The following is a 26,800-nucleotide window of genomic DNA, read 5'->3' as shown; positions in this document are numbered from 1 at the left end:
CCGCGAATGTGTTAAATCAAGTTACCAAATCAGTTATGCAGTGTCTGGTAGATCGCCATCGCGAGCAAGCTCGCTCCCACATTGGAACGCGGTCACCTGTGGGGGGCGAGCTTGCTCGCGATGAGGCCAGCCCATCCTGCGCACATCCCATCAGACCAACGCCAATCCTACCAGCACCGCCATCTCCAGCATCTCCAGCATTGCCCCGGCCGTGTCCCCCGTCGTGCCGCCCAATCGACGCAGCATCACTTGCCGCAACCACGCAAAAACCACTGCCGCCAGAACAAGCGCCCAAACACCGCTGAGACCCGCGATCAATACACAGGTTAATGCGCTAACGACCAACACCTGCTTGCCCGCCAAACGCGGCAGATGATCGGCCAGCGCTTGCCCCAAGCCACCGGCACGCACATAAGGCGTGGTCAGGAACAACCCCAGCATCGCGCTGCGCCCGATCAACGGAGCGATGATCAGGACAACGGCGTGTTGCTGCTCGATCAATGCCAGCAACGCGACGAACTTGAGCAGCAACACCAGCACCAATGTCACGACCGCAATCGGCCCGCTGCGCGGGTCCTTCATGATCGTCAACGTGCGCTCGCGGTCGCCGAACCCACCGAGCCATGCATCGGCGCTGTCGGCCAGGCCGTCCAGGTGCAACGCGCCGCTGAGCAATACCCAAACCGTCAGCAACAACGCGGCGTGAAGCAACAACGGAGTGCCGAGCAACAGCCAGTTGAACGCCCACAAAATCCCGCCAAACAGCAGGCCGACCAGCGGATAAAACAGCAGCGACCGCCCCAATTCCTGTGGTTCCGGCATGCCCGGCAGGCGAATCGGCAGACTGCTCAAAAATTGCAGGGCGATCCAGAACGGCAACATGGTCAGAGCGCTTCCTTTAACAACAGGCCGGATTCGACCGACAGTGAAAACAACGCGCCATGCCCGACTTCGACGTTGAGCAACTGCTCACGGGGCAACCCCCGCGCCTGAGCCAGCAACAAGCGCATGACCCCGCCGTGACTGATCAGCAACACCCGCTCGCCTGCGTAGGTAGCCTGCAAGCGTTCAACGGCCGCCAACACTCGCGTCGAAAAATCCACCACCGGCTCACCCTGTGGCGGCGTAAACGAGTAAGGGTCGGCCCAGAATAATCCCAATGCATCGGCATCGGTTTCCATCAGCGCGGCGGCGCTCTGCCCTTCCCAGGCGCCGAAGTGCAGCTCCTGGAGGTCTTTATCCAGCTGCACCGGCAAACCCAGCTGTGCGCCGAGTTCTTCGGCGAACCGCGCACACCGTTGCAACGGCGAACTGACCAAACGATCCCAAGGCCCCTGCTCGACCACCGCCACGCGCATCTGCGCCCAGCCCTTTTCAGTCAACGCATCGTCAAGGCTGCCGCGCAAACCGCCGCCGAGTTCGGTTTCACCGTGGCGCAACAGATCCAGGTGCAAAGTCATGCCGGACGGTCCGCCACGGCGGCCTCGGCGAAGGTCGCCATCTGCCCGTGAAGGTCGCACGCCAGACGCAGCAATGGCACGGCCAACGCAGCGCCACTGCCCTCGCCCAAACGCAGGCCGAGGTCCAGCAGCGGTTCGGCGTTCAGGGTTTCCAGTACATGTCGATGACCCGGCTCGGCGCCGCGATGACCGAACAACAGCCACTGACGGCATTCAGGGTTCAAGCGCACCGCCACCAACGCCGCAACGCTGCAAATGAAACCGTCCACCAGCACCGCGACGCCTTCCTGGGCACACGCCAGATACGCGCCGACCAGTGCCGCGATTTCAAAACCGCCGAGGTTGAACAGGGTTTGCAGCGCATCGCCACGTTGAGCGCTGTGCAATGTCAGCGCGCGCTCGATAACCTGGGCTTTATGACTGACACCCGCCGCGTTCAAACCCGTGCCCGGCCCGGCCAGATGCACCACCGGGCAATCGAGCAAGGCACAGGCCAACGCGCTGGCCGCGGTGGTGTTGCCGATGCCCATCTCGCCACCGATAAACAACTGTGCACCCGCCGCGATGGCACGCTGCACGCTGTCGCGGCCAGCCTGCAAAGCGAGTTCGCCTTGAGCCGGCGTCATCGCCGAACCTTCGACGAAATTCGCCGTGCCCGGGCCGATGTTCAAGTGGCGCACACCCGGCAAATTCAACGTCGGCGTCACCGTGCCGAGGTCTACAACTTCCAGGGAGGCCCCGAGTTGTCGCGCCAACACGCTGATCGCCGCCCCACCGCTGACGAAGTTGTGCAGCATCTGCCCGGTGACTTCCTGGGGAAATGCCGACACCCCTTCAGCGACCACGCCGTGATCACCGGCAAAAATCGCGATCCACAGCTGATCCAGTCTCGGCTTGACCTGCCCCTGCAGCCCGGCCAATTGCACGGCCACCGACTCAAGCTGACCGAGGGAGCCGGCCGGTTTGGTCAGCTGCTGTTGACGGGCCTGCGCTTGCTCGACCGCTTGAGCATCGATCGGTTTGCAGGGGTTCAGCCACCAGGATTGAGTCATAACGCAGTTCCTTTCAAAGTCAGGGGCAGACCGGCGACGGTCAGGACGACGCGCTGACAGCGCTCGGCCAACGCTTGATGCAGCCAACCGGCTTCATCGACATAGCGGCGAGTCAATTCGCCCAGCGGCACGACACCCATTCCGGTCTCGTTGCTGACAAAAATGATTTCACCCGGCAACGACGCCAGGCAGTCCAGCAATGCATCACGTTCAGCCGACAAGCGCTTGGCGTCGTCGAGCATCAGCAGATTAGTCATCCACAACGTCAGGCAATCCACCAGCAGGCAACGATCGGCGCTGGCGGTTTCGCGCAGGACGCGGGCGAGCTCCACCGGCTCTTCGATCAACGCCCATTCGGCCGGACGACGGGCGCGGTGATGGGCGACCCGCTCGTTCATTTCACCGTCGAGCGGTTGGCTGGTGGCGATGTAAGTCACCGCCAGAGCGCTGTCGGAGGCGAGTTTTTCGGCCAGGCGACTTTTACCGGAACGGGCGCCGCCGAGGATCAGTTGCAGCATGGTTCATTCCTTCAAATAGGCGGTGTGGCGACGGGCCTCATCGCGAGCAAGCTCGCTCCCACAAGGATCGAGGTTGTTTACAGATTTTTGGTCCGCACACGGAACCTGTGGGAGCGAGCTTGCTCGCGATGAGGCCGGAACAGTCACCTCAAATCCCGCAGAGTTGACGCAACAGCCGGGTATCCAGATGCTTTTCCACCAGATCCGCCAGCCGCTCGATATCGCGCTCACGCAACGCGTGATAATCCACGTCCTGCACCGCCTGCAAACCTGCCCAGCGCAACAGCGCACTGCACGCTGCGGGCGATTCAAACAGCCCATGCAGATAGGTGCCGAAAATCTGCCCGTCCACGCTTTGCGCACCGTCGCAGCGACCGTCGTCCAGCTGCACGGCGGCGTTTTCCAGCGCCGGCCCGGTGGTCACCCCGGCATGAATTTCATAGCCGCTGACCGGCGCGTCCTCGAGCGCCAGACGCCCGCGCACATTGCGTAATTGCTTCTCTTCTTCGAGCTGGGTTTCGAACGCCAACAAGCCCAAACCGGCGCTGGAACCCGGTGCGCCTTCGAGGCCCAGCGGGTCGTGTACCTGCTCGCCGAGCATTTGCAGACCGCCGCAAATTCCCAGCACTTTGCCGCCATAACGCAGATGACGACTGATCGCGGTGTCCCAGCCATTGGCGCGCAGATAGGCGAGGTCACTGCGCACGCTCTTCGAACCGGGAAGAATAATCAGGTCCGCCGGTGGAATCGCCTGACCGGGGCCGACAAATTGCAGATCCACCTGCGGATGCAAGCGCAGCGGATCGAAATCGGTGTGGTTGCTGATGCGCGGCAACACCGGCACCAGCACTTTCAACACCTGGTTGGCCTTGTCGGTCTGCCGCTGATCGATGCCGTCCTCAGCCTCAAGATGCAGGTCCATCACGTAAGGCAGAACGCCGATCACCGGTTTTCCGGTGCGCGCTTCCAGCCAGTCGAGACCCGGTTGCAGCAAAGCGATATCGCCGCGAAACCGGTTGATGATGAAGCCTTTGACCCGCGCCTGCTCGCTGGGCGACAGCAGTTCCAACGTGCCCACCAGATGCGCGAAAACCCCGCCACGATTGATGTCGGCAATCAACACCACCGGGCAATCCACCGCTTCGGCAAACCCCATGTTGGCAATGTCACCGGCACGCAGATTGATCTCGGCCGGCGAGCCCGCGCCTTCGACCATGACCACGGGATACGCCGCGCTCAGCCGTCCATGAGAGGCCAGCACTGCTTGCATGGCGATGGCTTTGTAATCGTGATACGCGACCGCGTTCATCGTCGTGACCGCGCGGCCATGGATGATCACTTGAGCGCCGGTGTCACTGTTGGGTTTGAGCAGCACCGGGTTCATGTCGGTGTGCGGCTCAAGGTTGGCGGCCTGAGCCTGCACCGCTTGCGCGCGACCGATCTCGCCACCGTCGGCGGTCACGGCACTGTTGAGCGCCATGTTCTGCGGCTTGAACGGCACGACGCTGACGCCCTGACGCGTGACCCAGCGGCACAACGCCGTCACCAGCGTGCTTTTACCAGCGTCGGAAGTGGTGCCTTGCACCATCAACGTAGTCATTGGGTTTCCTTGGCGTAGGCTTCGAGCGCTTGCGCGAGACGTGTCCAGTCGGCTTCATCGGCGGGCAAGCCAAAACGCAGGCTGCTGTTGTGCGCAAACAACCGCAGGAGAATGCCGCGCCGGGCCATGAATTTGTGCAATGCTTCGGCGTGATCGGTGATCAGCCATTGAAACAACGCGCAGCCGCCTTGTGGTTTGAAACCGTGCTGTTCAAGCAGCAGCGCCAGACGCTCGCTGGCTTCATCAGTGCGAACCCGTTGCCGGGCATGCCCTTCGGTATCCAGCAGACAGGCCTGACCCAACACCCGCGTCGGCCCGCTGACCGCCCACGGCCCCACTTGCTCGGCCAGCAACTTGAGCAACTTGCGCTCGGCCAGCACGAACCCCAGACGCACACCGGCCAGGCCGAAAAACTTGCCGAAGGAACGCAACACGATCAACCCGACCTGATTGGCAAAAGGAGCCAGGCTCAGCTGCGGTGTGTTGTCCATGAACGCCTCGTCCACCACCAGCCAGCCACCGCGCTGCGCCAGCCGCGAGTGCCAGTTGAGCAGCCGACTCGGCGTCAGGCTCAGGCCGGTTGGGTTGTTCGGGTTGACCACTACCAACACGTCGAGGCTGTCGAGAAAGAAGTCGACTTCCTGCTCCAGCACTTCACGCACGATGTAGCCATTACGGCGCCACGCTTCGGCGTGTTCGGCGTAACACGGCGAGAGCACGCCGACCTTGCCGACCCGGCGCAAACGCGGCAGCAACTGGATCGCCATTTGCGACCCGGCCACCGGCAGCACCTGCGCGGCGCCGTAATAATCACAGGCCGCCTGCTCCAGACCGTCATCGGTTTCCGGCAAACGCGCCCAAGCCCGCAATGGGATCTCCGGGACCGGAAACGGCCAGGGCGCGAGGCCGCTGGACAGGTCGAGCCAATCGGCTTCGGCGATGCCGTAATCGAGCGCCGCCTTGCGTAACCGACCACCGTGTTCAAGCATAGAATTCAGCCCCCACGCAGAGGATCAGCAACCATAACCATACCCCGCGCTGGACCAATTGCCAGCCGCGGTCGATGGAGTCGGCGTCCGCCGGCACGCCTTCGCCTAGCTGTGGACGCTGATGCAGTTCACCGTGATAAATCGCCGCCCCGCCCAACTCGACACCGAGCGCGCCGGCACCGGCCGCCATCACTGGGCCGGCATTCGGGCTGTCCCAGGTCGGGCCCTGGGTACGCCAGCATTTCAGCGCGAGTCGGGTTTTGCCCAGCAGCGCGTAGGTCAATGCCACGAGGCGTGCAGGAATGTAATTGAGGACGTCGTCGATCTTTGCCGCTGCCCAGCCGAAACGCTCGAAGCGTTCGTTGCGGTAACCCCACATCGCATCCAGCGTGTTGCTCAAACGGTAGAGCACCACACCGGGCGCGCCGGCGACAGCAAACCAGAACAGCGCAGCGAATACCGCATCGCTGCCGTTCTCCAGCACCGATTCTGTGGCGGCGCGGGCGACTTCGGTTTTATCCAGTTCGCTGGTCTGGCGGCTGACCAGATAGCTGACACGTTTGCGCGCCTCGTCCAGATCATCGCTGCGCAGCGCCTTGGCCACCGGCTCGACGTGTTCACCAAGGCTGCGCATGCCGAGGGCGCAATAGAGCACGAGAATCTCGACGATCCAGCCGACATAGGGCGCCCAGGAAAACGCCGTGGCCAATAAGGTCAGCGGCAACACCGCGATCACCCAAGCGGTGACCCCGTGACTGCGCCAACCACGGCCACCGCCATTGAAACGTTTCTCGATGCGGTCGGCAAAACGGCCGAACGCCACCAGCGGATGCCAGCGTTTGGGCTCACCCAGCAGCGCATCCAGCGCAACCGCGGCGACACTCAACAACGCCACACTCATTGACTCACTCCCCAATAATTTTCATACAGCAATTCACTGAGCGGACGCGCCTGCGCCCAGCCTTCGAGTACCAGCATCGGTGCCGGATAGAATTCCTTGACCGGGCCGAGACAAAGAACAGCCAACGGCTTGGCTCCGGCGGGCAAACCCAACAGGTCCGCTAGCGCTTGCGGCTCGAACAGCGAGACCCAGCCCATGCCCAATCCTTCAGCGCGGGAGGCCAGCCAGAGGTTCTGGATCGCGCAGGACAGCGAGGCCATGTCCATTTCCGGTAAGGTGCGACGGCCGAAGATGTGACGCTCGCGATCATCCATCAGCGCAGCGACCAGCACTTCGGCGCAGTCGTTGATGCCTTCGACTTTCAGCTTCATGAATTCGTCGGTGCGCTCGCCGAGGGCTTCGGCGGTGCGGATGCGTTCTTCTTCCACCAGTGACTGGATCTTGCCGCGCAGGGCTCGATCACTGATGCGGATGAACCGCCATGGCTGCATCAGGCCGACACTTGGCGCCTGATGCGCAGCTTCGAGCAGGCGCCGCAGTAACTCGGGCTCGACCGTGCCACCGCTGAAATGACGCATGTCGCGGCGTTCGCCGATGGCTCGGTAGACCGCCGCGCGCTCAGCTTCAGAAAATGCGTTGTCGGTCATGGCCTCTTCGCGAGCAGGCTCGCTCCCACAGTGGATCGCGTTTCTTCAGGCAACACACTTTCTAATGTAGGAGTGAGCCTGCTCGCGATGGCGGCCTCAAGGTCAGGCGCAAACAACGCGGCTACAGCTGTCGGATTGGACGGGAAATAAAAGTGCACATACGAGGCAGTCATCCGCCCCTCACGATAAACCGCCTCTGCCCCACGCCCACCGTTAGGGCTCAAGCCACGAGCAATAGGTTCAAGTTCGGTACTGGTCAGCGAGTGGTGATAGGTGTGCCCGCGCAACGAACCTTCCGGCAACTCGACCGCCTGCAACGCCAACGCGGCCAGACGCTTTTGCATCACCGCATCACCAGCCAGCAAGCCAACCAGTTCAGCGCGAGTGCCTTCGACATCGGTCAACGAATCGAGCAGATAAAGCATGCCGCCACACTCGGCCAACAACGGTTTGCCCGCTGCATGGTGAGCGCGAATAGCGTCCAGCATCGTAGTGTTCTGTGCCAGCGCCACATGATGCAATTCGGGATAACCGCCCGGCAGGTAGAGGCTATCTGCCTCCGGCAATTGCGTGTCACGGATCGGAGAGAAAAACAGCAACTCAGCGCCCATGGCTCGCAGCAAGTCCAGGCTGGCACCGTAGGTGAAGGCAAACGCTTCGTCACGGGCCACGGCAATTCGCACGCCGGCCAGCAAAGGCTCGGCAGCGGTCACATCAGGTGCGGCGAACTCCACCGCCGGTGGCAGCGCGACCTCGCAACTGCTGGCCAGTGCGTCAGCCGCTGCATCGAGGCGCAGATCGAGATCGTTCAACTCACTGGCCTGAACCAGTCCGAGATGGCGACTCGGCAATTCGATCCCGGTTTCCCGGGACAAGGCACCGTACCAACGCAAACCTTCAGTGAGGCTGCCTTCCAGTAATTGCGCGTGACGCAGGGTGCCGACACGGTTGGCCAGCACACCGGCAAACGGCAAGTCCGGCTGATAGCGCGCCAGCCCCAGGGCCAGTGCGCCAAAAGTCTGGGCCATGGCGGTGCCGTCGATCACACCGAGCACCGGCACACCGAAGTGCCGCGCCAGATCGGCGCTGGACGGCGTACCGTCGAACAGGCCCATGACGCCTTCGATGAGGATCAGGTCGGCTTCGCCGGCGGCTTCCCACAACAGTCGACGACTTTCCTGCTCGCCGACCATCCACATATCCAATTGATACACCGGCGCACCGCTGGCGCGCTCGAGAATCATCGGGTCGAGAAAGTCGGGGCCGCATTTGAACACGCGCACCTTGCGCCCCTGATTGCGATGCAAACGGGCCAGCGCGGCGGTGACGGTGGTCTTGCCCTGACCGGAGGCCGGCGCGGCAATCAATACCGCCGGGCAATGACGTGGCTGACTCACAATTCGACGCCTTTTTGCGCTTTGATCCCGGCCTGGAACGCGTGCTTGATCACGCCCATTTCGGTGACGGTGTCAGCCAGTTCGATCATCTCCGGCTTGGCGCCGCGACCGGTGACCACCACGTGCTGCATCGGCGGACGGGCCTGCAAGTCGCTGAGCACTTGATCGAGATCCAGATAGCCGTGCTTGAGCGCAATGTTCAATTCATCCAGCACCACCAGGCCGATCGACGGATCACGCAGCAATTCGCGCGACACCGCCCACGCGGCTTCAGCGGCGGCGATGTCGCGCTGGCGATCCTGGGTTTCCCAGGTGAAGCCCTCGCCCATCACATGAAAACGTACCTGTTCCGGGAAGCGCCGGAAGAACAGTTCTTCGCCCGTGCTGCTGCGCCCCTTGATGAACTGCACCACGCCACACTGCATGCCGTGGCCCATGGACCGGGCGAGCATGCCGAAGGCCGAGCTGCTTTTACCTTTGCCGTTGCCGGTCAGCACCAGCAGCAGGCCGCATTCATTCGGGGAATTGGCGATGCGTTCGTCGATCACGGCTTTTTTGCGCAGCATGCGCGCCAGATGACGTTCGTCACGATCGGGGGTATCAGTCATGGGGGAGCTCTCCGTTGAGGCTGGATAACGGCGGGCAGGCACAAGAATAGACGGCAAGAAGCCTGGCATCGCCCACCGTGATGCCGCTGGATGGATCAGGCCGGTCTCCGGGCTCATGAGCGGCATTTTGCCTGACTGCGCGCCTTCCCATGTCAATATCGACACAGTGGCTCAAGGCGCAGCCTTCACTCATTTACCGTTGCGGGGGCAGCGCCGGGATCATGGCTCTTCGTCGCTTGAAGAGCGTCACTCACCGGCTTCCCTGTTTCACTCTGTCGACCAAGGTCACAGAGCACCTGAAACAAGCCGCGAAGGTTAGAGGGTTGGGGATGGAGCGTCAATTGAAGACAGGCGGCCTGCAAGCGAATAACTGCCGTCGATCAATTATCTGACGCCAATCTTGTGCCACACTCTCAGCAGTGATATCAAAGAGCCACAATCTCACAACACAATAAAAAGGGTGAGCCACATGCAAGGCATGATCATCAGCAATCCGAAGCTGGAATTCCTGCGCCCGGTGCTGGAACGCTGGTTTGACTGTATCGACCGCTACAACGCCGTGCGCGGCGATAACGACACGCCTTACTGGTACGACGAAAAGGCCAACCTGGGCCTGCTTTCCGCCGCAGCCTGGATGGCGGAAATGGTGACACTGCAACAAACACCAACCCGTAAACAGACCGAAGAAGGCGAACGCAATGGCCGCGCCGATCTGTTTATCGCGACCAGCGAAGAACGCGCTTATCTTCAGGCGACCCAACGCTGGCCACGCGTCAACAGCCTGAACCTGACTCAAGCATTGCAGGACATCACCAGCGATGCCAAACGCATCAGCTACGCCAGCGACCTGAAACTCGGCTGCCTGTTCGTCGCGCCGCAAAAAGCCCAACAAAGCGCCACCCCGGAAGAACTCCAGGACATGGTCGACGATCTGCAAAAGGAACACACCTGCGCCGTGGCCTGGTACTTCCCCTATGCCTATCGCAAATTGCGCAACGAAGCCGGCAACTATCATCCCGGCATTGCCGTGCTGTTCAAGGAAGCCCGCGGCTGACCAGTTGAACCATCGATCACCTGCGCTTCTCTATTGATTAGGTCAATGCATTCATAGGGAAGATCAGCATGCGCAAGCCCCCGCTCGCTCTCGTCATCGTGCTCGCCGGAGGGCTTGCCGCCTGTGGTGAAACCGCCAGGCTGCAAGTCTCCGACGGCATCGGCCCGTCGCCCAAGCTGCCAGAACCGAACAAAACCCTGATCCCGACGGTGAACATCGCCCCGGCGATCGGTTGGCCGGACGGCACGAAACCCATCGCCGCGACAGGGACTCAGGTCGCGGCTTTTGCCGAAGGTCTCGATCACCCGCGCTGGCTCTATGTGTTGCCCAACGGTGACGTGCTGGTGGCCGAAACCAACGCACCGCCCAAACCCGATGACGGCAAAGGCGTTCGTGGTTGGGTCATGGGCAAAGTCATGGGCCGTGCTGGCGCCAAAGTACCGAGCCCGAACCGCATCACGCTGCTGCGGGACAAGGACCACGACGGCATCGCCGAAACCCGCACGGTGTTCCTGGAAAACCTCAACTCTCCCTTCGGCATGACCCTGGTCGGCAATGACCTGTACGTCGCCGACACCGACCGCTTGCTGCGCTTCCACTATGAAAACGGCGAGACGGCGATCAAGTCGCAGCCTATGAAGGTGATCGACTTGCCGGGCGGTACGCTGAATCACCACTGGACCAAAAACGTCATCGCCAGTAAGGACGGCAGCAAGCTGTACGTCACGGTGGGCTCCAACAGCAACGTTGCGGAAAACGGCATGGACAAGGAAGAAGGTCGCGCGGCGATCTGGGAAGTGGATCGTGCCACCGGCAACCATCGGATCTTCGCCTCGGGGATACGTAATCCAAACGGCCTGGCTTGGGAACCTCGCAGCGGCGCACTGTGGACGGCGGTCAACGAGCGCGACGAAATCGGCAGCGATCTGGTGCCGGACTACATCACCTCAGTGAAGGACGGCGGGTTCTACGGCTGGCCTTACAGCTATTACGGCCAGCACATCGACATCCGCGTCGAGCCGCAAAATCCTGATCTGGTGGCCAAGGCCATTGCGCCGGACTACGCGGTCGGCCCGCATACCGCATCGCTGGGCCTGACGTTTGCTGAAGGCAACAGACTGCCGGCGCAGTTCAAGGAAGGCGCTTTCATCGGCCAGCACGGCTCATGGAACCGTAAACCGCACAGTGGCTACAAAGTGATTTTCGTACCGTTCAGTGCAGGGAAACCGATCGGGCAGCCGATTGATGTGCTCACCGGTTTCCTCAACAACGAGGAAAAAGCCATGGGCCGGCCGGTAGGTGTGGTGATTGATCAGCAGGGTGATTTGTTAGTGGCGGATGACGTGGGCAACAAGGTGTGGCGCGTGTCGGCGATCAGGTAGCTACAACAAACATCACCTGTGGGAGCGAGCTTGCTCGCGATAGCGGTGGGTCAGGCAACATCAATATTTGATGTGCTGCCCCCATCGCGAGCAAGCTCGCTCCCACAGGGATCAGCGCTTAGCGCTTGCGACACAACGTCAATCCATCGCCCAACGGCAACAACGACAGGTCGACACGCGCGTCATCCTTCAAGGCGCGATTGAGCGCCTGGATGGCTCGGGTGTCTTCGCTCTCGGGATTGTCCTCAAGCACCCGGCCACTCCACAGCGTGTTATCAAACACCGCCAGACCGCCGACGCGCAGCAGACGTAATGCGTGCTCCAGATAGCGTGGGTAGTTGGCTTTGTCGGCATCGATGAAGATCAGGTCGAATGGCACTTGCTGATCCAGCTGGGCCAAGGTTTCCAGCGCGGGCGCCAGACGCAGATCGATCCGCTCGGCAAGCCCCGCTTCCTGCCAGTAACGCCGCGCAGTGGCGTTGTAGTCACCGGGAATGTCACAGCAGATCAGCGAGCCGTCATCCGGCAATGCAGCCGCCATGCACAAGGCGCTGTAACCGGTAAAGGTGCCCACTTCCAGCAGGCGCTTGGCGCCGGTGAGTTTCACCAATAGCGCGAGGAACTGACCTTGCTCGGGCGCCACCTGCCAGCGAGCCATGGGCAGCGCTTGGGTTTCGTCACGCAAACGCTTGAGCAGCGGCGTTTCGCGCAGGGAAACGTCGAGCAGGTATTGATACAGGGAATCGTCGAGATTGAGTGTGCGAGCGGTCATGACAACCTCTGCGATTTAGGGGTTGCGTGCCAAGTGCTCAGGTTGCAAGACGCGCTTGGCGCTCAGATAGGCTTTCTGCCAGTAAGCTTTGGACAAACTGTCGAGCTTCACCGTGCCGCCGGTGGCGGGCGCATGGACGAAGCGACCTTCGCCGACGTAGATCCCGGCGTGACTGACCTGAGAACCGCCATTGGTGGCGAAGAAGATCAGATCGCCGGTTTGCAGACCTTCCTTTCCCACGCTGGCCGCCTGCATGCTGATCATCTCGCGCGTGGTACGCGGCAGGGAAATGCCGGCGACGTCACGGTAGACATAACCGATCAGCCCGCTGCAATCGAAACCCGAATCCGGCGTGTTGCCACCCCAACGATACGGCGTGCCCACCAGGCCGAGCGCGCGGAACAAGACGTCTTCTGCCTCAGGAGAGAATGGTTGGGAGGAATTGAAAACAATGGGAGCGCGAACCACCGGTGCAGGGGGCGGTGTACGGCTGGCGCAGGCGCTGAGCAGCGCTGCGAGGAACATGATTGCGAGGCGGGCCGACATCGACATATGCAGAACATCCTGATCTGGCTGCGGCTTTTTCTGCAGGGGGCGCAGAAAAGAAAACCGCCTGCGCAGGACGCAGGCGGTTTGCCATCAATAATAGATCAGGATTCTAGCTGCTACGTGGCAAACTTCAAGTAAGACTTTAAGTTCACCTTACAAAAAGTCCGCTTACTTGCGAGCCGTGACGATCGTCGGGGCCGCAGTCGGTGCCATCGCGAGTGCGCGCTTGGCTTCGATGAAGGTTTTGCTCCAGTAGCTGTCGCCCAGGCTATCGATCCGGACACCACCGCTTTTGCGACTGCTGGAATGAATGAACTGGTTGTCACCCAGGTAGATCCCGGCGTGACTGACGCGACCGCGACGGCCATTGGTGGCGAAAAACAGCAAGTCGCCCGGCTCCAGTTTGCCGCGAGAAACCAGCGGAGCGTCGACGTTGATCATTTCGCGGGTGGAGCGTGGCAGGTTCAGACCGGCTTCTTCACGAAACAGGTAACCGATGAAGCCGCTGCAATCAAAGCCAGCTTCGGAGGTGCCGCCGAAACGGTAACGGGTACCGATCAGGGACATGCCGCGTTCAAGGATGCTGTCGGCCAGAACCGGAAGCTGGTACGACTTGCCGCCGGCGAAGTCTGCCAGTTCTTTTTCAGTAGCCGCCTCTTCTTGAAAAAGAGCTTGCTGATAAAGAGCAGAAGATTGGGCGGTAGCAGAATTTTTAACCTGCTGTTGTTGCTCTTGCTGGGACACTGGAGAGTGGGCAGCGCAACCGAACAACAGGGTGACGAGTGCGAGGGGCACGAGGGGTGCAAAGCGATTTAGCATGGGCACGACCGTGGCTGATAGTTCTAAAGAAGCCGAGACTATGCCTACTATCATCCTCATTTGCAAATTCAATCGAACTTTATGTGACTTCTTGGTTTCGCGTTTACATCTAAGCGCTTAAGCCCGTTTTAGACACTCGCGCAGCCTGCAGCCTTGTAGGAAAGCGGATTTCTTGGCGCCTGAAATATGCCGAAACCCGCTACAGGCCTTGGCTTCACCAGCCCAGGGTTTCTTTCAAGAAGGGAATCGTCAGCTTGCGCTGAGCTTGAAGGGAGGCCTGATCGAGACGCTCAAGCAGCTCGAAAAGTGCACTCATGCTGCGCGTACCGCGGGTCAAAATAAAATGCCCGACTTCATCGGTCAGGTGCAGACCGCGACGAGATGCGCGCAGTTGCAGGGCACGCAACTTGTCTTCGTCGGAGAGCGGACGCATCTGAAAGATCAGTGCCAATGTCAGACGGGATTTGAGGTCCGCCAGCTTCACCGGCAGCTCACGCGGGGATGTCGACGCGGCAATCAGCAGGCGTCGACCGCTGTCACGCAGACGGTTGAAGAGATGGAACAGCGCCTCTTCCCAATCCGCCCGACCGGCCACCGCCTGCAAATCATCCAGGCAGACCAGTTCGTACTGTTCAAGGTTGTCGAGGATGGCGATGCCGCGATCAAGCAGTTCGGCCAACGGCAAATACACCGCCGGCTCCCCCAGTTGCTCGAAGCGCAGGCAGGCCGCCTGCAACAAGTGCGTACGCCCTACCCCGTCCTTGCCCCAGAGATAAATCAGGCTTTCGGTCCACCCGGCGTCGGCTTCGCATAGCCGCTCGACATAGCCGAGTGCAGCGGCATTGGCGCCTGGATAGTAATTGATAAAGGTAGCGTCATCACGCAGACGCACACCTAGGGGCAGCTGAATCGGTTTCATGCTGACTGAACAGTTCCAAAGGAACCGTTAGTGGCCTCTGTGTAAAGTTTGCGAAGTTTATACCCGTGAGGCGGGTCGCACAATGCGACAGACCACAAGCAAAATCAAAGGTTTGCGTTAACACACTGGTTTTATGACAGTTTCTTTGGCGGCGCATGTGACAGTAGCGCAAGGGATGCGGGCCAACCCGGCATGGAACCAGGCCGCCCGTTACCAACTATCAACGAACCTTAGCGCTCAGGCTCGTCGGTACCGCTGTAGATATCAGAATCTTTATACAAATCATGCACATGGCGAACCAGCACCATGATCACCGCCGCCACCGGCAGCGCCAGCAGCACGCCGGTAAATCCGAACAGCTCGCCCCCCGCCAAAATCGCGAAGATCACCGCCACCGGGTGCAGACCGATCCGGTCCCCCACCAGCAATGGCGTCAGCACCATGCCTTCCAGCGCCTGCCCCACCATGAACACCACGACGATTCCGATCATGGGATACAGATCGCCACCGAACTGGAACAACCCGGCAATCAAGGCCGCACCGATCCCGATAACGAACCCCATGTACGGCACGATCGCCGCCAGACCGGCAATCAACCCAATCAACAGCCCCAGCTCCAGCCCTACCAACATCAGACCCGCCGCGTAGATCACGCCCAGCGCCACCATCACCAGCAACTGTCCGCGCACGAATGCACCCAGCACTTCATGGCATTCACCCGCCAGGATCACGACGCGCTCTTCGCGGTCACGGGGCAACAGACCGCGGATCTTGGCCATCATCAGGTCCCAGTCCCGCAGTAGATAGAAGCTCACCACCGGAATCAGCACCAGATTCGCCAGCCAACCGATCAGCGCCAGCCCGGAAGCCGTCGCCTGACTCAGCACGACCCCGACAATGTCGGTGGTCTGGCCCATGTGCTCGCTGATTGCAGCCTTGAGCTTGTCGAACTTCCAGAAATTATCCGAGAGCCCGAATTTCGATTGCGCCCACGGCAGTGCGGTGTGCTGCAACCAGTCGAGCATCTGCGGCGCCAATTCGTACAAGCGAAACAGCTGCTTGGCGAGCATCGGAACCAACACCAACAGCAAGGTCGTAAAGATCAGGGTGAACAGTGCAAACACCGCCACCACGCCCCAGGCCCGAGACAGACCGGCCTTCTCCAGCCGATCCACCAATGGATCGAACAGATAAGCCAACAGCAGCGCCACCAGAAATGGCGTCAGGATCGGATGCAACAGCCAGACAAACGCGCAGAGCAGGATCACCCCACCCAACCAGAACCAACGCCGCGTATCGGCCATGTACAACTCCCTATGCATCTATATAAAGAAAGAAAACCTTACCAACGGAATCTCAACTGCGGCACAGGTGCCGGAGTCGGCGCTACTACCGGTGCCGAACCCACGGCCGGCTGAACCGGTGCGGCTGGAGTCGGCGCTTCACCGGCCGGAACCTCCTGCAACCTGGCCAGCGCCAATTGCGCCTTCAACTGCTCGGCGCTGCCATTGACCCGATAGAGAATCCGGTCGCCGTCGACACTTTGCAGGCGTGCACCAAACGGCTCCAGCAAACGCCCAAGCGCCGCGTAGTGCTCCAGGTTCATGCCCTGCACTTCGAGCAATTGTTCGCCCGAAGCACCCGGTTTGACGACAAACCGAGGCGCCAGCCGCTCACTGACCGCCAGCATCACCGCATCGGCCACCGCGGCCTGATCCGCGCCCTGCACGCTGCCCGCCTCCTTCTTGTCGCCGAGCCACAAATGCCACTTGGCCTGCCACTGCCCGCCCTCTTCACGGGCATGCACCGCGAGCAAGGCGTCAGCGTTGTAACGCTCCGATGCCCCGCGCAGTGGCGTCGCATCCGTACCTTCCAGATTTGGTGCCGTGGCGACGATCTGCTCACTCAGATCGGCCAGGGGCAGGCGCAGCGGCAAACCACGGTGTTGCGCTGCTCGACGCAGCGGTGCTGCACTGGCCTGGGCATCGCCGACCAGGCTTGACCCCTCGGTGGAGTCGTTCAGCCACCAGCCGAGAATCGAAGGCCGGTTCGCCCCCCACAACGACAGCCCGGCACGGCGCAACGCTTGCTCGGTGGTGGCCGGGTCGAAATCGACCTTCAGCACTTCCGGCGGGCCAGCGTCAAAACCGTACTGACTGATGATTTGCTGCGGGTCCTTGCGCAGTGCCGCCAACCCCGGGCTTTGCGCAGCCTTGGGATCGCCGGTCAGACGCAACACCAACGTATCCAGCGCTTGCTGGGTCGCCTGATCACGCACTTCCGGGGTTTGACCACTGACAGGCTGACGCACCTGATACAGGTTTTTGACGGTTTCGGCATGACTCGCCAGGCTGACCAATGACAAACAGCCCGCAAACAAAAATCTGGAAAAAAAACGCATGGAGGATTCCTGACGACAAGAGCGGCTGGAACAGGCCGCGTGAACCGGATTGAGCAAGGCTGTGACCACGCCCCCAAGCAAAACATTCACCTGACCCTGGTAAGTTTTTGCACTGTCATAACGATAGACGGTTAATAGCGATACCTTATACAGCCATGAAGGAGACGACCAACACGGGCAATGAAGGTTTTTTTAAGCGGATATGCCCCTGCCGTCGGCCTGAGGATGGCCGCTGCCCCTCAAGCCTGATAAAATCGCGCGCCTTCGCAGACCGGCAACAGCCGGGCACCCTGAAATTCGCGGATGGCAATCGCCTTCGTCAGTTTCGGTGGTCCCACTGGACTCGGTCGTTACCCCTGAATCCCCCCTAAAGGCCTGGATCATGAGCAAGCAACCCTCCCTGAGCTACAAGGACGCCGGTGTAGACATCGACGCCGGTGAAGCATTGGTCGAACGCATCAAGAGCGTCGCCAAGCGCACTGCGCGCCCGGAAGTCATGGGCGGCCTGGGCGGTTTCGGCGCCCTCTGCGAAATCCCGGCCGGCTACAAACAGCCCGTGCTGGTTTCCGGTACTGACGGCGTCGGCACCAAGCTGCGCCTGGCACTGAACCTGAACAAGCACGACAGCATCGGCATCGACCTGGTTGCCATGTGCGTGAACGACCTGGTGGTCTGCGGCGCCGAGCCGCTGTTTTTCCTCGACTACTATGCCACCGGCAAACTCAACGTCGAAACCGCGACCCAGGTCGTGACCGGCATTGGCGCTGGCTGTGAATTGTCCGGTTGCTCCCTGGTTGGCGGCGAAACTGCTGAAATGCCTGGCATGTACGAAGGCGAAGACTACGACCTGGCCGGCTTCTGCGTCGGCGTCGTGGAAAAATCCGAAATCATCGACGGTTCCAAAGTCGCTGCCGGCGATGCCCTGCTCGCCCTGCCGTCTTCCGGCCCGCACTCCAACGGCTACTCGCTGATCCGCAAGATCATCGAAGTGTCCGGTGCCGACATCGAAAACATCCAGCTCGACGGCAAACCGCTGACCGACCTGCTGATGGCCCCGACCCGTATCTATGTGAAGCCGCTGCTCAAGCTGATCAAGGAAACCGGCGCCGTCAAAGCCATGGCCCACATCACCGGTGGTGGCCTGCTGGACAACATCCCGCGCGTTCTGCCAAAAGGCGCACAAGCCGTGGTTGACGTTGCGAGCTGGACCCGTCCTGCCGTGTTCGACTGGCTGCAAGAGAAAGGCAACGTCGACGAAAACGAAATGCACCGCGTGCTGAACTGCGGCGTGGGCATGGTCATCTGCGTTGCTCAAGAGCACGTTGAAACCGCCCTGAACGTCCTGCGTGAAGCCGGCGAGCAGCCTTGGGTCATCGGTCAGATCTCCACCGCTGCCGAAGGCGCGGCTCAGGTTGAACTGAAGAACCTCAAGGCTCATTGATGTCCCAGACCTGTGATGTGGTGGTGCTGTTGTCCGGCACCGGCAGTAACTTGCAGGCCTTGATCGACAGCACGCGGACGGGCGACAGCCCGGCCCGCATCGCTGCGGTGATTTCCAACCGCGCCGACGCCTTCGGCCTGCAACGCGCCAGGGACGCGGGTATCGACACCCGCACCCTGGATCACAAGGCTTTCGAAGGCCGCGAGGCCTTCGATGCCGCGCTGATCGAACTGATCGACGCGTTCAACCCCAAACTCGTGGTACTGGCCGGCTTCATGCGCATTCTCAGCGCTGACTTCGTGCGCCACTACGCGGGTCGCCTGCTCAACATCCATCCCTCGCTGCTACCCAAATACAAAGGGTTGCACACGCATCAGCGCGCGCTGGAGGCCGGCGATACCGAGCACGGCTGCTCCGTGCACTTCGTCACCGAGGAACTCGATGGCGGACCACTGGTCGTACAGGCAGTAATACCGGTAGAGTTGCACGATTCGCCGCAGAGTCTGGCGCAGCGAGTCCATACCCAGGAACACCTGATCTACCCGTTGGCTGTACGCTGGTTTGCCGAAGGTCGTTTATCACTCGGCGAGCAAGGTGCTTTACTGGATGGGAAGTTACTCGCGGCCAGCGGCCACTTGATTCGAACCTAGGAGATTTTATGCGTCGTGCCCTGCTCTTCGCTTGCGCTCTGCTCGCACTGCCATTTGCGCAGGCTGCAGAACTTCAACCTTTCTCCGCCAGCTACACCGCTGACTGGAAGCAGTTGCCCATGAGCGGCACCGCTGAACGCAGCCTGACCAAACAAGCCAACGGCGCATGGAAGCTCAGCTTCAAGGCCTCGATGATGATCGCCAGCCTGACCGAAGAAAGCACCCTGACGCTGGACAAGGACACCATGCTGCCGCAGTCCTACCACTTCGAACGTGGTGGCTTGGGTAAAGCCAAGAAGGCTGACCTGGATTTCGACTGGACCAACAAAATGATCACCGGCACCGATCGCGGTGACCCGGTCAAGATCCCGCTCAACCGCGGCATGGTCGACAAATCCACTTATCAGCTGGCTCTGCAGCACGACGTGGCCGCTGGCAAGAAAAGCATGAGCTACCAGGTCGTCGACGCTGGCGAAGTCGATACCTATGACTTCCGCGTGCTGGGTTCGGAAAAGGTCGACACCAAGGCTGGCCAGATCGATGCGATCAAGGTCGAGCGCGTGCGCGACCCGACACAAAGCAAGCGCATCACCGTCCTGTGGTTCGCCAAGGACTGGGATTACCTGCTGGTTCGTCTGCAACAGGTTGAAACCGACGGCAAGGAGTACAACATCATGCTCCTCGACGGTACGGTCAACGGCAAGGCTGTCAAAGGCAGCTGATCCGGCTCGACACAAAAATCCGGAATCCGATAAGGGTTCCGGATTTTTTTTGCCTGCTGAAATTCAGATCCGCGCCAGCGCCTGTGCCAGATCGGCGCGCAGGTCTTCGACATCCTCGACCCCCACTGACAACCGCACCAACGCATCGCCGATGCCGAGTTGCGCACGAGTATCCGCAGGAATTGTGGCGTGGGTCATGATCGCCGGGTGCTCGATCAGGCTTTCCACCCCGCCCAGGCTTTCGGCCAAGGCAAAGATCCGCACATTCTCGAGGAAGCGCGTGGCACCGGCCAGGTCGCTGTTAAGGTCGAGGGATATCATCCCGCCGAAACCGCGCATCTGCCGCTGCGCCAGTTCGTGCTGCGGGTGCGACGGCAGGCCCGGATAATAGACGCGCGCCACTTGCGGCTGACGCTCCAGCCATTGCGCCAGGTCCAGCGCGTTGTTGCAGTGGCGTTCCATGCGCAGCGCCAGGGTCTTAACGCCGCGCAAGGTGAGGAAAGCGTCGAACGGCCCGGCGATCGCGCCGACTGCGTTTTGCAGGAAGCCCAGACGCTCCGCCAGGTCTGCGTTTTGTCCGACCACCGCGATGCCGCCGATCACGTCGGAGTGGCCGTTCAGGTACTTGGTGGTCGAGTGCAGCACGATGTCGAAGCCCAGCTCCAGCGGGCGCTGTATCCATGGGCTGGCAAAGGTGTTGTCGGCCACACAAATGATGCCTCGCTGGCGGCAGATGCGCGCGATGGCAACGAGATCGGTGAGGCGCAGCAACGGATTGCTTGGCGTCTCGACCATGACCATCCGCGTGTCGTCCTGCAGCGCCGCTTCGAAGGCCGACAAATCAGTCAGGTCGACGAAGCTGAAGCGATGCCCGGCGCTGCGCCGGCGCACCTTGTCGAACAGGCGGAAAGTACCGCCGTACAGGTCGTTGCCGGAGACGATGTGCGAATCGGCATCGAGCAATTCGAGCACGGTGGAAATCGTCGCCAGCCCGGACGCGAACGCGAAGGCCTGGGTGCCGCCTTCGAGGTCTGCAACGCAACGCTCCAGCGCAAAGCGCGTCGGGTTGTGCGAGCGCCCGTAGTCGAAGCCCTTGTGCACGCCGGGGCTCTGCTGCAAATAGGTGGAGTTGGCGTAAATCGGCGGCATCAGCGCCCCGGTGGTAGGGTCGGGCGTTTGCCCGGCATGGATCACACGGGTGGCGAAGGCGCGTGGCACAGCGTTTTCATCGTGTTGACTCATGTAAGGGATCTCCGTAGGTGAATGAGCATGTCGACTCGAGTAATCAAGCCGTAGAAGCCCGAAGCGTCGGCGATGATCGCCACCAGCCCACGGTCGAGCTCCGCCTGTAGTTCAGCCAGACTGGCGCTTGGAGGCAGGGTTTGCAGCTTATCGGTCATCGCGCTGGCCACGCTCATGCGAAAGTGCGAAGCATCTTCTTGCATGCCCAGCAGAATGTCGGACTCGTCGATCACGCCGACCAGCCGCTGCCCGCCCTCCAGCACCGGCAGTTGCGACACATCCGCCAGACGCATGCGCTGGAACGCGGTGAGCAGCGTGTCGTCGGGGCCCACGCTGATCACCCGGCCATCCTCGAAACGCCGTGAGATCAGGTCGCGCAGATCGCCATAATGTTTGTACTGCAACAGGCCCTGATCGTTCATCCACTGGTCGTTGTAGACCTTCGACAGGTAGCGTGTGCCGGTGTCGCAGACGAAGCTGACGACCCGCTTCGGCTCGGTCTGCTCGCGGCAATAGCGCAGCGCCGCCGCCAGCAGTGTGCCGGTCGAAGAGCCGCCGAGTATGCCTTCTGCACGCAGCAGTTGGCGGGCATGATCGAAGCTTTCTTCGTCGCTGATCGAGTAGGCGTGGCGCACGCTGGACAGGTCGGCAATCGACGGAATGAAGTCCTCACCGATGCCCTCCACCGCCCAGGAGCCGGGCGTGCTCATGGTGCCGCTGCGGCTGTATTCGGCCATCACCGAGCCGACCGGATCGGCCAGCACCATGACCAAGTCCGGTTGCACGCGGCGAAAGAAACGAGTCAGCCCGGTCAGCGTGCCGGCCGAGCCAACGCCGACGACGATGGCGTCCACGTCATGCTGAGTCTGCGCCCAGATCTCCGGCGCGGTGCTGCATTCGTGGGCCAGCGGGTTGGCCGGGTTGTTGAATTGATCGGCGAAAAAGGCGTCGGGAATTTCCAGTGCCAACCGCGCCGCAACGTCCTGGTAGTAATCGGGATGGCCCTTGCCGACGTCGGAGCGGGTGATGTGCACCTCGGCGCCCATCGCCTTGAGGTGCAAGACTTTCTCGGTGGACATCTTGTCCGGCACCACCAACACCACCCGGTAGCCCTTGGCACGGCCGACCAGGGCCAGACCAAGACCGGTGTTGCCGGCGGTGGCCTCGACGATGGTGCCGCCGGGTCGCAGGCTGCCATCGCGCTCGGCGGCGTCGATCATCGCCAGGCCGATGCGATCCTTGATCGAGCCGCCGGGGTTCTGTGATTCGAGCTTGAGGAAAAGTGTGCACGGGCCGGTATCGAAACGGCTGACGCGCACCAGTGGCGTATTACCGATCAGTTCGAGTACGGCGGGTCGGGAGTCGGTGGGCATGTCGTCACCTCGCTACGTAAATCAGCACTGGATGGACAGCGACCGGCGTCGAATCATTGCGCGCCAGTCGCGGCAAAGTATCGCTTGGACCATAGGCCGGGATGGCGCCACCCGCAACCTTGCACAGCCAGCCGGTAGCGTCGCCGGAACGACAAAGCCCCTCGGTGCTCAGACCGAAAACCGCGCCACCATCGTATTCAAATCGACCGCCAACCGAGACAGCTCCTGGCTCGCGGCACTGGTTTGATTCGCCCCGGCCGACGTCTGCAACGCAAGATCGCGAATGTTCATCAGGTTGCGATCCACCTCTCGCGCGACAGCCGCTTGTTCCTCGGAGGCGCTGGCGATCACCAGGTTGCGTTCATTGATCAGGGTAAACGCCGAGGCGATTTCTTCCAGCGCCGTGCCCGCTGCTTTCGCCACTTCCAGGGTTGAACGCGCTCGCGTGTTGCTCTGCTGCATCGAGCTGACCGCAGCATCAGTGCCTTGCTGGATGCCAGTAATCATCTGCTCGATTTCCTGGGTCGATTGCTGAGTCCGGTGCGCCAGCGCCCGCACTTCATCGGCCACCACGGCAAACCCGCGCCCGGCACTCCCGGCCCGCGCCGCTTCGATGGCCGCGTTCAGGGCCAGCAAATTCGTCTGCTCGGCAATCGAGCGAATCACATCCAGGACTTTGCTGATGCCATAGACTTTCTGCGCCAGGTCCTCGACCTGGGTCGCATTGGCCGTGACATCGTCGGCCAGGGACTCGATGGACAACACGGTCTGATGCACCTGCTTGCGACCGTGCTGGGCAATCCGGTCGGACTCCCGAGACGCTTCGGACGTGGCCACCGCATTGCTCGCGACCTCCTCCACCGCCGCGGTCATCTGATTCACCGCCGTGGCGGCCTGGTCGATTTCCAGGCTCTGCTGATGCAGGCCCCGGGTGGCCTCTTCGGTCACACAACTGAGTTCTTCCGACGCCGAGGCCAATTGGCTGGATGAGTCGGAAATACGCCGCAGGGTTTCGCGCAAACTCCCCTGCATGCTCTTGAGGGCGTGCAACAGCCGCGCCGGCTCGTCTTTGCCGCTGATGCTGATGTCACCGGTGAGATCGCCGCCAGCTACCCCTTCGGCCACCTTCAACGATTGGGACAGCGGCACGACGATGCTGCGGGTCAGCAGCAGCGCCAGGCCGATGGTCATCAGCGCCGTCAGGCCGATCATCACCCCGACCCAGACCCGCGATTGGCTGAACACCTGGCGCCCCGCCTCCGTCGCCAGGTTAGCGTTGTGCTTGTTCAGTTCGACTAATGCCTTGAGGGTGCCGTTGATTTCATCGGCCAACGGACTCATCTCGCCATTGAGGATGGCGGCCGCCTCTTCCACCCGTCCTTGGGCCGACAGCGTCATCACCTGAGTCTGGAACTGCAGGTATTTTTGCCCCGAGGCTTTGAAGCGATCGAACAGCACACGCTCTTCGGGCAGCACGATCAGCGCGTCATAACGCTGCGCAGGTTCACCCAGGACGCTTTTGAGCTCATTGAGTTTGCTGACGTTTTGTTCCAGCGCCTGCGGGGCCCGATTGAGCAGCAGACGCATGGTCAGCGCCCGCAGCCGTAGCATGTCCTGATTCATCTCCCCGACCGCCATCACGCTGGGCAGCCAGTTGTCATCGACCTGATCGGACTGCGCGCGCATGTTCGACATTTGCAGCAGGGCGAACGCCCCCAATCCAAACACCATCAACGCCAGCAGGCCAAACCCCAGACCTGCGCGCGGCGCAATATTGAGACTTCTGATACTCATTGCTCTGGCTCCTTCCAAAAGTGCTGCATCACCCCAGCAGCGAATTGCTTTAGAAGGTATCGGCCAGGAGAAACCTTTCTTAAGACGAAAAGGTTATATAAAAATACCTCAACTGCTTCGATCGCCGGGGTACAACGATTCAGCGCTCGGGATTGGGTGAGCAAGAAAGTGGAACGCGTAACAGGAGCAATGCTCTATACCTTCAAGGTCTTTTTTGATCGAATGACTTTTCCTGTTGCCTGCGAGGTTTCCCATGACTGTCACCGTCAATACCGTTTCCGCCGAAGGTTTTCGCCACAGCGTACAGATCGATGACCACGAGCTCTTTGCCGACGTACCGACACTCTCCGGCGGCGAAGGCTCGGCGCCCGAGCCGCACGATTACTTCGACGCGGCCCTGGGTGCCTGCAAGGCCCTGACCCTGAAGATGTACGCGAAGAAAAAAGACATCCCGCTGACCGGTGTCACAGTTGAAGTCAAACGTGACAACAGCGAAGAACAGAAAGGCAAATATGCCCTGCACGTCAAACTGACACTTAAAGGTGTGCTCACCGACGCCCAGCGCGATGAGTTGCACCGCGTGGCCGACCGTTGCCCGGTCCACAAGTTGATGACCACCACTGACGTCAGCATCGAAACGCACCTGTCTGAAGGTGCCTTCAGCCAATAGCGGCAAGGGCTGCGCAAGCGGGTTATGCTCCACGCATTACCCGCTCAGCCTGGAATGCAGCATGACCACTCCGCTCGTAATCCGTCCCCGCGCCGAAGATGTCGAAGGCCAGCCAATTCTTCGCCCGCTGCCGTCAGCCAAATGCCGTAGCGTCGGGCCTTTCGTGTTTTTCGACCACATGCTCGAAACCCGTTATGAGGCGGGAAAAGGCATGAACATCCGTCAGCATCCGCACATTGGTCTGTCGACCCTCACGTACTTGTTCGAAGGAAAAATCCAGCACAAGGACAGCCTCGGCTCCGACCAAGTGGTGGAGGCCGGTGATGTCAGCTGGATGACGGCGGGCAGCGCGATTGCCCACGTCGAACGCACACCTGAGGCACTGAAAAGCAGCGGCTTCACGATGCACGGTTTGCAGATTTGGCTGGCCTCGCCAAAAGATAAAGAGCACGGCCCCGGACACTACAGCCACCATCCGGCGGCCACGCTGCCGGTCAGCGATAACCTGGGAGTGAAGATCCGGATGATCGCCGGGTCAGGCTTTTGCCTGGAATCACCGGTCCCGGTACTTTCTCCTACCTTGTATGCCGAATTGAACCTGCAAACGGCGACCACATTGCTGATTCCAACCGAGCATGAAGAGCGGGCGTTGTATGTACTGGACGGCGAGGTGCAACTGGATGGCGAACTGATAGAACCGCATTCGCTGGTGGTGTTGCCGGTCGGGGAAGAGATGACGCTGTTCGCTGAAAGCGACTGTCATGCCGTGCTGTTTGGTGGTGCGCCACTGGATGGGCCGCGGCGGATCAACTGGAACTTCGTGGCGAGCGATCCGGCGTTGATCGATGAAGCGCGGCGACGCTGGGCGGCCGGGGATTGGCCGACGGTGCCGGGGGAAAGCGAGCGGATCGAATTGCCTCAGCTTTTTCGCTGACCATTACACCGTCATCGCGAGCAGGCTCACTCCTACAAGGGGAATGCGTTCCAAAATGTAGGAGTGAGCCTGCTCGCGATGAGGCCAGTCATGGCACCAAGAGTGTCAGGGCGAAAACTGCTATCAGCCTTTAAACACTTCATCCAGCAAGTTGTGCATCGAGGTAAACGCACGACTTGCCGTCTTCGCGTCATACATCATCATGCCCGGCACATTGGCATGCGGATCGGTGAAGGAATGCACCGCGCCGCCATAGCTCAGCAATTGCCAATCCACGCCTGCCGCGTTCATCTCATCTTCAAACGCCGGCAGTTGCTCTTTCGGCACCAATGGGTCGGATGCACCGTGCAGCACCAACACCGAACCCTTGATGTTCCTGGCATCCGCCGGATTCGGCGAATCCAGTGTGCCGTGGAACGACACTGCCGCTTTCACCGGCGCGCCAGTGCGCGCCAGATCCAGCGCGCAGCAGCCGCCGAAACAGAAACCGAACGTCGCCAGTTTCGAGCTATCGACCGCCGCTTCGTCCTGGATTTGTAGCTGATCGAATGCTGCTTGCATACGTTTGCGCAACAACGGCCGGTCATGCTTGAGCGGCATCATGGCTGCACCCGCCTCGTCGCCGTTCTGCGGACGGACCGACTGGCCGTAGAGGTCCGCGATCAGCACCACATAACCCTTGGACGCCACAGACTTGGCGATCTCCTCGGCACCGGCGCTGACGCCCATCCAGTTCGGCGCCATCAACAGACCGGGGCGTGGGCCTTTGTGGTCGGCATCGAACGCCAGACGGCTTTCATACGGCTGGCCATCAATCTGATAAGCAACGGTACGAACAGTGATTTGGCTCATGACTAACTCCCAGTAAAAAACACCAGAATAAAAAAACCCGCCGAAGCGGGTTTT

At 61.0% G+C, this 26,800-nt stretch carries 27 protein-coding genes, 1 pseudogene and 1 riboswitch; of the genes and pseudogenes, 7 read left to right on the top strand and 21 right to left on the bottom strand.

The features are described 5' to 3' along the window. Positions 1–150 precede the first annotated feature (150 nt). From VD17_RS07410 to cobO, 10 genes are all read right to left on the bottom strand, one after another. Positions 151–882 (bottom strand): adenosylcobinamide-GDP ribazoletransferase, encoded by a 732-nt coding sequence (locus VD17_RS07410; RefSeq protein ID WP_046053289.1) that lies wholly within the window; start codon positions 880–882, stop codon positions 151–153. Between the two features lie 2 nt (positions 883–884). After that, positions 885–1,460 (bottom strand): alpha-ribazole phosphatase family protein, encoded by a 576-nt coding sequence (gene cobC, locus VD17_RS07405; RefSeq protein WP_046053288.1) that lies wholly within the window; start codon positions 1,458–1,460, stop codon positions 885–887. Next, a complete protein-coding gene (cobT, locus tag VD17_RS07400; RefSeq protein ID WP_046053287.1) occupies positions 1,457–2,512 on the bottom strand; it encodes a nicotinate-nucleotide--dimethylbenzimidazole phosphoribosyltransferase in 1,056 nt (351 codons plus the stop codon). The genes cobC and cobT overlap by 4 nt, the downstream gene beginning before the upstream one ends. Then, the gene (gene cobU, locus VD17_RS07395; RefSeq protein WP_046053286.1) at positions 2,509–3,030 is read right to left on the bottom strand and encodes a bifunctional adenosylcobinamide kinase/adenosylcobinamide-phosphate guanylyltransferase; all 522 of its coding nucleotides are present in this window, start codon (positions 3,028–3,030) and stop codon (positions 2,509–2,511) included. The genes cobT and cobU overlap by 4 nt, the downstream gene beginning before the upstream one ends. A gap of 148 nt (positions 3,031–3,178) precedes the next feature. Continuing rightward, positions 3,179–4,630, bottom strand: coding sequence for a cobyric acid synthase (locus VD17_RS07390; protein ID WP_046053285.1), 1,452 nt, complete (start codon positions 4,628–4,630; stop codon positions 3,179–3,181). Beyond that, the gene (gene cobD, locus VD17_RS07385) at positions 4,627–5,619 is read right to left on the bottom strand and encodes a threonine-phosphate decarboxylase CobD (protein WP_046053284.1); all 993 of its coding nucleotides are present in this window, start codon (positions 5,617–5,619) and stop codon (positions 4,627–4,629) included. The genes VD17_RS07390 and cobD overlap by 4 nt, the downstream gene beginning before the upstream one ends. Continuing rightward, on the bottom strand, positions 5,612–6,520 hold the full coding sequence (gene cbiB / locus VD17_RS07380; RefSeq protein WP_046053283.1) for an adenosylcobinamide-phosphate synthase CbiB: 909 nt from the start codon (positions 6,518–6,520) through the stop codon (positions 5,612–5,614). The genes cobD and cbiB overlap by 8 nt, the downstream gene beginning before the upstream one ends. Continuing rightward, entirely contained in the window at positions 6,517–7,167 is a 651-nt protein-coding gene (bluB, locus tag VD17_RS07375) for a 5,6-dimethylbenzimidazole synthase (protein ID WP_027922441.1), read from the bottom strand. Before bluB ends, cbiB begins: the two co-directional genes overlap by 4 nt. Further along, positions 7,164–8,564, bottom strand: a complete 1,401-nt coding sequence (locus VD17_RS07370; protein ID WP_046053282.1) for a cobyrinate a,c-diamide synthase — start codon at positions 8,562–8,564, stop codon at positions 7,164–7,166. Before VD17_RS07370 ends, bluB begins: the two co-directional genes overlap by 4 nt. After that, positions 8,561–9,172, bottom strand: a complete 612-nt coding sequence (gene cobO / locus VD17_RS07365) for a cob(I)yrinic acid a,c-diamide adenosyltransferase (RefSeq protein ID WP_046048017.1) — start codon at positions 9,170–9,172, stop codon at positions 8,561–8,563. Before cobO ends, VD17_RS07370 begins: the two co-directional genes overlap by 4 nt. A gap of 81 nt (positions 9,173–9,253) precedes the next feature. Next, positions 9,254–9,487: riboswitch (cobalamin riboswitch) on the bottom strand. A gap of 154 nt (positions 9,488–9,641) precedes the next feature. Here cobO and VD17_RS07355 point away from each other — a divergent pair. Continuing rightward, complete coding sequence (locus tag VD17_RS07355) at positions 9,642–10,226, top strand: hypothetical protein (RefSeq protein ID WP_046053280.1); 585 nt, start codon at positions 9,642–9,644, stop codon at positions 10,224–10,226. A 68-nt stretch (positions 10,227–10,294) separates the two neighbouring features. Beyond that, complete coding sequence (locus tag VD17_RS07350) at positions 10,295–11,608, top strand: PQQ-dependent sugar dehydrogenase (RefSeq protein ID WP_046053279.1); 1,314 nt, start codon at positions 10,295–10,297, stop codon at positions 11,606–11,608. Between the two features lie 118 nt (positions 11,609–11,726). On the opposite strand, the gene VD17_RS07345 is transcribed toward VD17_RS07350, so the two are convergent. The 6 genes from VD17_RS07345 to VD17_RS07320 form a co-directional block, all read right to left on the bottom strand. Further along, positions 11,727–12,380, bottom strand: a complete 654-nt coding sequence (locus tag VD17_RS07345) for an O-methyltransferase (RefSeq protein WP_046053278.1) — start codon at positions 12,378–12,380, stop codon at positions 11,727–11,729. Positions 12,381–12,395: 15 nt separating this feature from the next. Then, a complete protein-coding gene (locus VD17_RS07340) occupies positions 12,396–12,932 on the bottom strand; it encodes a C40 family peptidase (protein ID WP_046053277.1) in 537 nt (178 codons plus the stop codon). 165 nt (positions 12,933–13,097) lie between these two features. After that, positions 13,098–13,748 (bottom strand): C40 family peptidase, encoded by a 651-nt coding sequence (locus VD17_RS07335; RefSeq protein WP_046053276.1) that lies wholly within the window; start codon positions 13,746–13,748, stop codon positions 13,098–13,100. 214 nt (positions 13,749–13,962) lie between these two features. Next, positions 13,963–14,667, bottom strand: a complete 705-nt coding sequence (gene hda, locus VD17_RS07330; RefSeq protein WP_008148645.1) for a DnaA regulatory inactivator Hda — start codon at positions 14,665–14,667, stop codon at positions 13,963–13,965. Between the two features lie 230 nt (positions 14,668–14,897). After that, complete coding sequence (locus tag VD17_RS07325; protein ID WP_046053275.1) at positions 14,898–15,971, bottom strand: AI-2E family transporter; 1,074 nt, start codon at positions 15,969–15,971, stop codon at positions 14,898–14,900. Between the two features lie 38 nt (positions 15,972–16,009). Beyond that, a complete protein-coding gene (locus VD17_RS07320) occupies positions 16,010–17,068 on the bottom strand; it encodes a DUF2066 domain-containing protein (protein ID WP_046053274.1) in 1,059 nt (352 codons plus the stop codon). A gap of 382 nt (positions 17,069–17,450) precedes the next feature. Between VD17_RS07320 and purM the strand changes: the two genes are divergently transcribed. Genes purM through VD17_RS07305 form a run of 3 tightly spaced genes read left to right on the top strand, consistent with a single transcriptional unit; the run spans position 17,451 to position 19,881 of the window. Next, the gene (gene purM / locus VD17_RS07315) at positions 17,451–18,509 is read left to right on the top strand and encodes a phosphoribosylformylglycinamidine cyclo-ligase (RefSeq protein ID WP_008148639.1); all 1,059 of its coding nucleotides are present in this window, start codon (positions 17,451–17,453) and stop codon (positions 18,507–18,509) included. Further along, on the top strand, positions 18,509–19,159 hold the full coding sequence (gene purN, locus VD17_RS07310) for a phosphoribosylglycinamide formyltransferase (protein WP_033055867.1): 651 nt from the start codon (positions 18,509–18,511) through the stop codon (positions 19,157–19,159). Before purM ends, purN begins: the two co-directional genes overlap by 1 nt. An 8-nt stretch (positions 19,160–19,167) precedes the next feature. Further along, complete coding sequence (locus VD17_RS07305; RefSeq protein WP_033055868.1) at positions 19,168–19,881, top strand: DUF3108 domain-containing protein; 714 nt, start codon at positions 19,168–19,170, stop codon at positions 19,879–19,881. A 63-nt stretch (positions 19,882–19,944) separates the two neighbouring features. Here VD17_RS07305 and VD17_RS07300 read toward each other — a convergent pair whose 3' ends face one another. The 4 genes and pseudogenes from VD17_RS07300 to VD17_RS33055 form a co-directional block, all read right to left on the bottom strand. Then, positions 19,945–21,123 carry a trans-sulfuration enzyme family protein gene (locus VD17_RS07300; protein ID WP_046053273.1) on the bottom strand — a complete coding sequence of 393 codons (1,179 nt, stop codon included), beginning with the start codon at positions 21,121–21,123 and terminating at the stop codon, positions 19,945–19,947. After that, entirely contained in the window at positions 21,120–22,496 is a 1,377-nt protein-coding gene (locus tag VD17_RS07295; RefSeq protein WP_033055871.1) for a pyridoxal-phosphate dependent enzyme, read from the bottom strand. The genes VD17_RS07300 and VD17_RS07295 overlap by 4 nt, the downstream gene beginning before the upstream one ends. Before the next feature lie 168 nt (positions 22,497–22,664). Further along, positions 22,665–23,528: a methyl-accepting chemotaxis protein gene (locus VD17_RS33060; RefSeq protein WP_440130561.1), complete on the bottom strand. Its 864-nt coding sequence runs from the start codon at positions 23,526–23,528 to the stop codon at positions 22,665–22,667. After that, positions 23,520–24,290: pseudogene (locus VD17_RS33055) on the bottom strand (MCP four helix bundle domain-containing protein); the annotation flags it as partial. The gene VD17_RS33060 and the pseudogene VD17_RS33055, both read right to left, overlap by 9 nt. A gap of 253 nt (positions 24,291–24,543) precedes the next feature. Here VD17_RS33055 and VD17_RS07285 point away from each other — a divergent pair. Then, the gene (locus VD17_RS07285) at positions 24,544–24,960 is read left to right on the top strand and encodes an OsmC family protein (protein WP_046053271.1); all 417 of its coding nucleotides are present in this window, start codon (positions 24,544–24,546) and stop codon (positions 24,958–24,960) included. 61 nt (positions 24,961–25,021) lie between these two features. Beyond that, positions 25,022–25,894 carry a pirin family protein gene (locus tag VD17_RS07280; protein WP_046053270.1) on the top strand — a complete coding sequence of 291 codons (873 nt, stop codon included), beginning with the start codon at positions 25,022–25,024 and terminating at the stop codon, positions 25,892–25,894. 123 nt (positions 25,895–26,017) lie between these two features. Here the strand turns inward: VD17_RS07280 and VD17_RS07275 are convergent, their stop codons facing one another. After that, complete coding sequence (locus tag VD17_RS07275; protein ID WP_046053269.1) at positions 26,018–26,746, bottom strand: dienelactone hydrolase family protein; 729 nt, start codon at positions 26,744–26,746, stop codon at positions 26,018–26,020. Positions 26,747–26,800 lie beyond the last annotated feature (54 nt).

This window comes from Pseudomonas fluorescens, assembly GCF_000968015.1.
GTDB lineage: Bacteria > Pseudomonadota > Gammaproteobacteria > Pseudomonadales > Pseudomonadaceae > Aquipseudomonas > Aquipseudomonas fluorescens_W.
This window is presented reverse-complemented; position numbering and strand designations above follow the sequence as displayed.